Source organism: Tissierellales bacterium (genome assembly GCA_035301805.1).
GTDB lineage: Bacteria > Bacillota > Clostridia > Tissierellales > DATGTQ01 > DATGTQ01.
The window spans coordinates 58002-65610 of sequence record DATGTQ010000130.1 but is presented as its reverse complement, the minus strand read 5'-3'; the positions used below and the strand labels follow the sequence as shown (position 1 = coordinate 65610).

Here is a 7609-nt window from a genome sequence, read left to right as displayed (position 1 = left end):
CCTTATACTCCTTTATAGCTTCTTCCATAGCTTCTACTGAGTATATATCTAAATAGTTAGTCGGTTCGTCTAAAATAAGCACATTAAAATCACTCAAAAATATTTTTGCAAAAGAGACCTTAACTCTTTCTCCACCACTTAAAATACTAACTTTCTTATAAACTTCATCTTTTTTAATCAATAACCTTGATAGTATAGTTCTACAAAAACCTTCATCATACATACTATATTTCATTACATTCTCTAATATATTTTTATCTTCATCAAGCATATTCAAATCTTGAGCAAAATAGCCAATATTTGCAATACTTGAGGTTCTGATACCAATCTCTTTATTTAATATCATTTTTAATAAAGTAGTTTTTCCACTGCCGTTTGGTCCTATTAAAGCTACCTTTGAACCATTATATATTTGAAAATCTCCATCTTCAAATATTACTTTTTTTCCAAAAGCTTTATTTATATTCCTTCCTTCAATTACAATCTTACTGTGTATCTCATTTGCTCCTACCATATCTACATTTATCTTTTCTATTTCCTTAACCTTTTCTTTTATCTCCAGTTTTTCCAATCTTGTTTCCATAGCTTTAACTGCATTATCTAAACTTTTTTTAGCATTTTGATTTCCCATCCTATGAAGTCTAGCTTCTGAATTTCCCATACGTTTAGGAGCTTTTTTTATGCCTTTAGATTTATTACTAACTTCAACTATTGCTCCCTCTAATTTTCTCTTTTCCTTTATATACTTTTCATATTCTGCTTCCTTCGTTTTTCTTTCAACCAATTTTTGTTCTTTATAGTCTGAATAATTTCCATCATATAATTTTATCTCTCCATCAGATATTTCTAATATTTTGTTGCAAACAATATCTAATAAATTTCTGTCATGAGAAACAAGTACTATTGCTTCTGGATAGTTTAATAACTTTTCTATCAACATCTGGACCCCTTCAAGGTCTAAATTAGAAGTAGGTTCATCTGCTAAAAGTATATTGCTATTAATGCTTAGAGCTTCTGCAATCTTAAGTCTTGTTAGTTCCCCACCACTCATAAACTCTTCATTTTTACCTTTTAAATTAAATTGACTAATATATCTTTCGTCAACTATATCTTTTTCTTCACTCTCTAACTGTTTTATATATGAAATTCTTCCATAAGTTTTAATATGCCCTTCATCAGGTTCTACATATTTAGAAATTAAATTTAATAAAGTGGTTTTTCCACTACCATTTAGTCCTACAACTCCTATTTTATCATCTGAATAAACTTTTAAATCCTTAATATTTAAAATTAATCTACCTCTAAAATACTTTTTTACATTATTAGCTTCAAAACATAACATAAAAAATCCCTCCTATTACACTAGAAGGACTATAAATAGTAATTAAATTGAAATACTTTAAAATAATATAAAATCATATTACAAAATAAATAGCGTTATTCTGTAATCAAGTATTCAATAAATTATAATAAATATAATCCTTTCCAGAACATTTAAATACAACAATATTACCTATTAAAATAGGCTTTTAAATAAATATTTTAACTAACATGTTCTTTCATAAAAGGATTATATGCTCATTGTTCTTATTACCATACCTTTCTTCTTAAAATTTATTACTTTATTATTCAATAATTATATATTACTATAATTTAACCATTTTGACAACAATCCATACAATTAGTTTCACTAAGTCAACTATCTCACGTTAAATTTATTTCTTTTAGTATATCATTATCCTATTCATACGTTCCTTTTTTCAACACCTTACTTTCTTCCATCATCAATTCTCCATTTGCAATAACACTTTCTAATCTTAAATTTTCATCAATAATCAATAAATTAGCATCTAAACCTTCCATTATTACACCCTTCTGAGGATAAAGCTTTAGAACTTTCGATACATTGGTTGTTACAAACTTTAATGCTTCTTCCAAAGTAAAGTTTAACTCTAATACCATCATTTTTATTTCCTTATAAAGACCATTTACTTGAAATACTCCAATTTTAATAATGTTTCCATCTTCATCATACCTAGACTAACTTCCATAGCCATCAGAACTAAAGGTAATATTCTCTAAAAGAATAGAATCATGTTTTGCTTTTTCAATGATCTTACCTAGCTTTAAGTAATCACGTGAACCATAGGTTAAATCAATAATTCCACCTTTCTACGCAAATTCAAAGGACTCTTTTAACAGTTCTTCTTTACGATTTACATAAGTTGGTCTAATAGTCTTAACTGGAAGTTCAGTCTCTACTTTATCTACATAAGACCCCATTTTAGTCTCATACCACCCATCATAACAACTAGCCTCTTTATCAAAAATAGCCACTATAAAACTCCTTTCAGTTTAAAATTAAATAAGACCATCTGACTCCCCGTTACTTTTATTTCTTTCTAAAAAACATTTTCTACATAAAGGCTCATACTCATCAGAAGTCCCTATTTTTATTCTTTCAACATCATCAGTCTTTCTATGGCTTACCCAGGCATCTGTACCACATCCCACACATACTGCATGATGCTTATATAAGTAATCAGATAAAGGCATTAGTTCTTTAACAACTTCAAAAGGTCTGCTAGAAAAATCCATATCTAATCCTGCTACTATTACTGTTAAATCCTTAGCTAAAAACCCATTTATTATTTCTACTATTTTTTCCGTTTCACCATCTAAAAATTGTACTTCATCTATAGCTATAACTTGAGGTTTTAATTCTTCACAATATTCTTTTAGTTCATAAATATCCTTTACCAATATAGCCTTTAAAGATGTAAAATTATGAGTCACTATTTCACTTCTATCAAACCTATTGTCAATTATAGGTTTAAAAGCTATAGTCCTATATCCTGCAATAGTAAATCTATTAACATCCTTTTCTAAACTAGAAGTTTTTCCTGAAAACATTGATCCAGTATGTACTATTAATTTGCCTGTATATTGATGCATTCTTTATCACCCTTTAACTAAATTATAAATGCTATTATATCATAATTTAATTCTAGCACATAATTATCTACTAAGAATAAAATAAAGTAATACAGAATTGCCTGAAGGAGGAATTTTAATGACGGAAAAAAAAATAGTTGAAATAGATAACATTAGTATGACTTATCATACCCTAAAAGGCGAAACAGAGGCTATTAAAAATATTAATTTAGATATATATGAAGGAGAAATTGTGGTTATTGTAGGCCCTAGTGGTTGTGGAAAATCTACTTTATTATCTATTATTGCTGGATTAATAAAACCTAATAAGGGGAAAGTTATTGTCAATAGAAAGACCATTACCAGACCTTCTAAAGATATAGGATATATGTTTCAAAGGGACCATCTTTTTGAATGGCGAACAATATTAGAAAATGTTTTATTAGGACTAGAAATACAAGGTAATGTAAATAAAGAAGTTTACAATAAAGCAGAAAAACTATTAGGAGCCTATGGTTTAGAGGATTTTAAAAATAGCTACCCAAGACAACTTTCTGGAGGTATGAGGCAAAGGGCCGCCTTAATACGTACTCTCATAACAGAACCAGAACTTTTATTACTAGACGAGCCTTTTTCTGCCCTTGATTATCAGACTAGATTAGCAATAGCTGATGAAATCGGTGTTATTCTAAAAGAAGAAAAAAAGACTGCTCTAATGGTAACACATGATATAGCAGAAGCTATATCTATGGCTGATCGAATTGTTATTTTATCGAAACGTCCAGCAACAATAAAGCATATTATTCCTATAGAATTAACTTGTCCAAATAAAGTACGGACACCTATGAAATGTAGAGAAGCACCAGAATTCAGACATTATTTTAATACTATTTGGAAAGATTTAGACGTACATGTATAATTAAAAGTCCTGGTTTCCAGGGCTTTTAATTGTACATTTTATATATAATATAGAATATATTACATTGTATTTTCCACTTCTATAATTTTGCTTTCCCAATCCTTTGTTTTGTATACAACATAACCATATATACATATTAATAAATTGCTAAAGCTCATAGAAAACCATATTCCAGTAGGACCCCAATTAGAAAAATGTTTAAAGATTAATATCATAGGAATTCTAATAAACCAAAGCCTTCCAACAGCCATTGCCATTGAATATTTAGTGTGGCCTGAACCCTGAAAAACACCCTGGAATATACTAAACATCCCCATTAATGGCATTGAGTATGATATATATCTTAAATAACTAATACCTTGTTTTATTACCTCTGGATCATCTTTAGTTCTAATGAAAAAATTTATAATTTCTTTATCCCTCAATAACATAAAAATACAACCTACTATAGAAACTGACAATACTATTATAGAAGATTTTTTAAAGGCTTCCTTTGCTCTTACTCCCTGTTCAGCACCTAAATTTTGACCTATTATCGATGTGAGAGCTGCACCTATACCCATAGGCGGTTGCATTATTAAAGAAGTTATTCTATTAACCATTCCGAAAGCAGCCATAGTTGATGTACCATAAGAGGCTATAAAACTATTTAAAACAACAAAACCTAAGGCCGCACCTGATTGCCCGATACTTGCTGGCAATCCTACCTTAATTATTTTATTTACAATAGCTTTATTAAATTTAAAATCTTTAAAGTTTGGTCTAATTTCACTAGTTGAAAATTTTAATATATATATTATACCGAAAACAGCAAGTACGGCTTGAGATATTATTGTTGCTATAGCTGCGCCTGCTACTCCCATATTCAAATTAAATATAAAGATAGGATCCAATATAACATTTAGAATAGCACTAATCCCACTAAGTATTGTTGGAGCTAAAGTATTACCTTGTGCATTCATAATAGAGTTAAAATTAAAAAAGATAAATACAAAAGGAAATCCTAAAAAAGAAATACGTAAATAAGTATTACCGTATTCAGCTAAATCTCCAGTTCCCCCCATTAATTTTATAATAAAGGGACTTAGCAAATAACCCGCGATAGCAAAAAAAATAGAAATGATTAAAGAAATTGCAATTAATTGACTAGCATATTCATCTGCTTCATCGTATTTTGATGCTCCAACTAATTGAGATAATATTGAAGTACCTGCTACAGAAACACCTATACCTATAGATATAAACAAAAAAATTACAGGCCATACAAAAGATGTAGAAGCAAACTGAACTGATCCAAGTTTACTAACCCAGATACCATCTACCAAATTGTATAAAGTCTGAATCAAATTATTTACCATTAAAGGAAGTGAAAGTGTTAGTATAACCTTATACATATCTCCATTTAATATTAATTTTTTTCGTTCCTGTTCCTTCATCAATACATCACCCCAATTAAAGTATTTAAATATATTTCACAATATATATTGTACCATGTATATAAGAAATAATAAAGTACTTAGGGCCTCTAAATAAATAAAAATTAATTATTTCTTTAGAATTAAAAAAAGCGAATAAAATATATATTTTATTCGCTACTAGTTTTATTATGTTTAATTATTTTAATGTTATAATATTATTAATTATACTATATCTAATGGTGTTATTATACATTTAATACTTTTATTATCACTCATATAATAACTAATTACTATACTAATAATAGTATATAAATCATTTTATCTTATTAAATAAAAATCATAATTTATTAATTTTTTACCACTAACCACATTATATATTGATTTAATATTATTTGCAATATTTTCTTATCATACTACCAATATATTATTCTTATTACTATTTTTCTATTCCTTAATAAATTTTTAAACCCTTTCTTTTTATTTAATTTTTATTAGCACATTAAATTCTACATCTTGAATTTGAGTTCCTCTTTGAGAGCCATCTTTCAAACCCGATATATGATTAATGATAAACAAAACCTTAACTTTTTTATTTTCATCACTAAAAATTAAATCTTTTGGATCTACAATGTCTTTACTTCCATTTTTACCTTCATATTTACTATTAATTATCTCTACAAAATCATAAAAATTTCTTTCATATATATCATTTTCTTTATCTATAATTTTGAATGTAAACTTATCAAAATCAAATTTTAGTACTGTATCTGTAGATATTTTTACTTCATCAACATAGTTATTAATATTTGCAAAATAATCAAATCCTCGTACCTCTAATACATTTCCTATTTTATCATTATCATAATAAAAATAGCTATTCATATCTTCTCCTTGAACATCATAGGTATAAGAAAAACCAAAAACCCTCTCCATATCATTAATTTTAAAATCACTAGAAAGATATTTTATATTATTTACATCATGATTATTTTTAAAATAATCTAATATGCTACTTATTTCTGCTTTATCTTCTGAAGAAATGCTGGAATTAGATTTTATAATTTTATTATCTTCAATCATATTATTTCTTATAAGAATCCTTTCCAGTCTTTTATTTTGACTATATTTAGATATTGAATAACTACTTAAAGGTCCTATTACTGAAATTAATACTAAAATAGACATTGAAATTGGTACTATTATATTTCTAAATCTTTTTCTAAATCCAAAATATATCATCATGGCAAATACCCATAAGCCAAGTACTAACACAAAATATCTGTTTTCTGTTATCCCATAGGCATTTATCCTAATATACATAGATGAAAACATCATTAAAATAATCGGAATAATAATATTGGGAAACCATTTTACAAAGTATTCAGCCACTTTATCTTCTTTAATTATTGGTGTAATAAAGAAAATAACTCCTACTGTTACAATTGAATACCATAGTACTAAATGAGATATTAAATTAATAGGCCAATTCCTCGTAACTATTATTTTTATAAAATATGCGTAGAGTATAGCAGTGTATATAACAATTAGCGGTATAATTATATATAAAAGTAATATTTTAAATGCTTTTGGTAGTTTGTTATTAGAAAAATTCTCATTATTATTTGGTAGTTTTGCTAAAAAATATGATGGTGCAAAAATTCCAACTATAACTAAAAACATATAATAATATAATCTTCCTTCTATATTTATTAAAAAAAGTTTATCAATAGAAAAAATTATAGCTGTAAATCCAATATACAATACAAATGAATAAATAGCTGTAATAAAGAAACTTCCTAGAACTTTTACAACATAATATTCATAATCCTTTTTATTTCCTAACCATGGTATATACATAAATGCTATATATAAAAATAAACTTATAGCAATATATCTTGTACGACTTACCATATTAATTTCTGATAAAAAATAAAAATAATATAGTATCAAAAATCCTGCACCTAAAATATGCCCTAATAATTTATATTGATTTTTTCCATTCTTTCTTTCAAATACTAATTTAATACACAAAGATAATGGTATACCAAGACCTATTACCATATTTATTCTTTCTAAAATACTTAAAGTTTCACTATTTAGAGTAGAAGATTGTTCCCCAGTTATTATAAGCATAATAACTAAAGCAGTTGAAGTTAATATTGTTACTGGAAAACGTTTAAGGCTTTCTTTTAAATACTTCACAGTATTAAATAATAATGTTTCTAATTTCAAAATGAACAACTCCTTTATTACCTTTTTGGCAATACTACTTAATTATACCATTATAAAAAATAATTTAGGAGAAAATATAATATTTTCTCCTAAAAGTTAAGAACTT

Annotated in this window: 7 protein-coding genes; 1 reads left to right on the top strand and 6 read right to left on the bottom strand. The window is 26.7% G+C overall.

Features of this window, described 5'->3' with window-relative positions; translation table 11 throughout:
• The 4 genes from abc-f to VK071_06375 form a co-directional block, all read right to left on the bottom strand.
• Window positions 1–1342 (bottom strand): ABC-F type ribosomal protection protein (gene abc-f / locus VK071_06390; protein HLR34945.1); only part of this gene is annotated, 1342 nt, incomplete at its 3' end.
• Between the two features lie 398 nt (window positions 1343–1740).
• The gene (locus tag VK071_06385) at window positions 1741–1965 is read right to left on the bottom strand and encodes an amidohydrolase family protein (protein ID HLR34944.1); all 225 of its coding nucleotides are present in this window, start codon (window positions 1963–1965) and stop codon (window positions 1741–1743) included.
• A gap of 207 nt (window positions 1966–2172) precedes the next feature.
• Window positions 2173–2337 carry a hypothetical protein gene (locus VK071_06380; GenBank protein HLR34943.1) on the bottom strand — a complete coding sequence of 55 codons (165 nt, stop codon included), beginning with the start codon at window positions 2335–2337 and terminating at the stop codon, window positions 2173–2175.
• Between the two features lie 24 nt (window positions 2338–2361).
• Window positions 2362–2955, bottom strand: coding sequence for a thymidine kinase (locus tag VK071_06375; protein ID HLR34942.1), 594 nt, complete (start codon window positions 2953–2955; stop codon window positions 2362–2364).
• A 118-nt stretch (window positions 2956–3073) separates the two neighbouring features.
• Between VK071_06375 and VK071_06370 the strand changes: the two genes are divergently transcribed.
• Window positions 3074–3853, top strand: coding sequence for an ABC transporter ATP-binding protein (locus tag VK071_06370; GenBank protein ID HLR34941.1), 780 nt, complete (start codon window positions 3074–3076; stop codon window positions 3851–3853).
• Window positions 3854–3912: 59 nt separating this feature from the next.
• On the opposite strand, the gene VK071_06365 is transcribed toward VK071_06370, so the two are convergent.
• Together VK071_06365 and VK071_06360 are read right to left on the bottom strand one after the other, a co-directional pair.
• The gene (locus tag VK071_06365) at window positions 3913–5289 is read right to left on the bottom strand and encodes an MATE family efflux transporter (protein HLR34940.1); all 1377 of its coding nucleotides are present in this window, start codon (window positions 5287–5289) and stop codon (window positions 3913–3915) included.
• 459 nt (window positions 5290–5748) lie between these two features.
• Window positions 5749–7503: a DUF4153 domain-containing protein gene (locus VK071_06360; protein HLR34939.1), complete on the bottom strand. Its 1755-nt coding sequence runs from the start codon at window positions 7501–7503 to the stop codon at window positions 5749–5751.
• Between the last annotated feature and the right edge of the window lie 106 nt (window positions 7504–7609).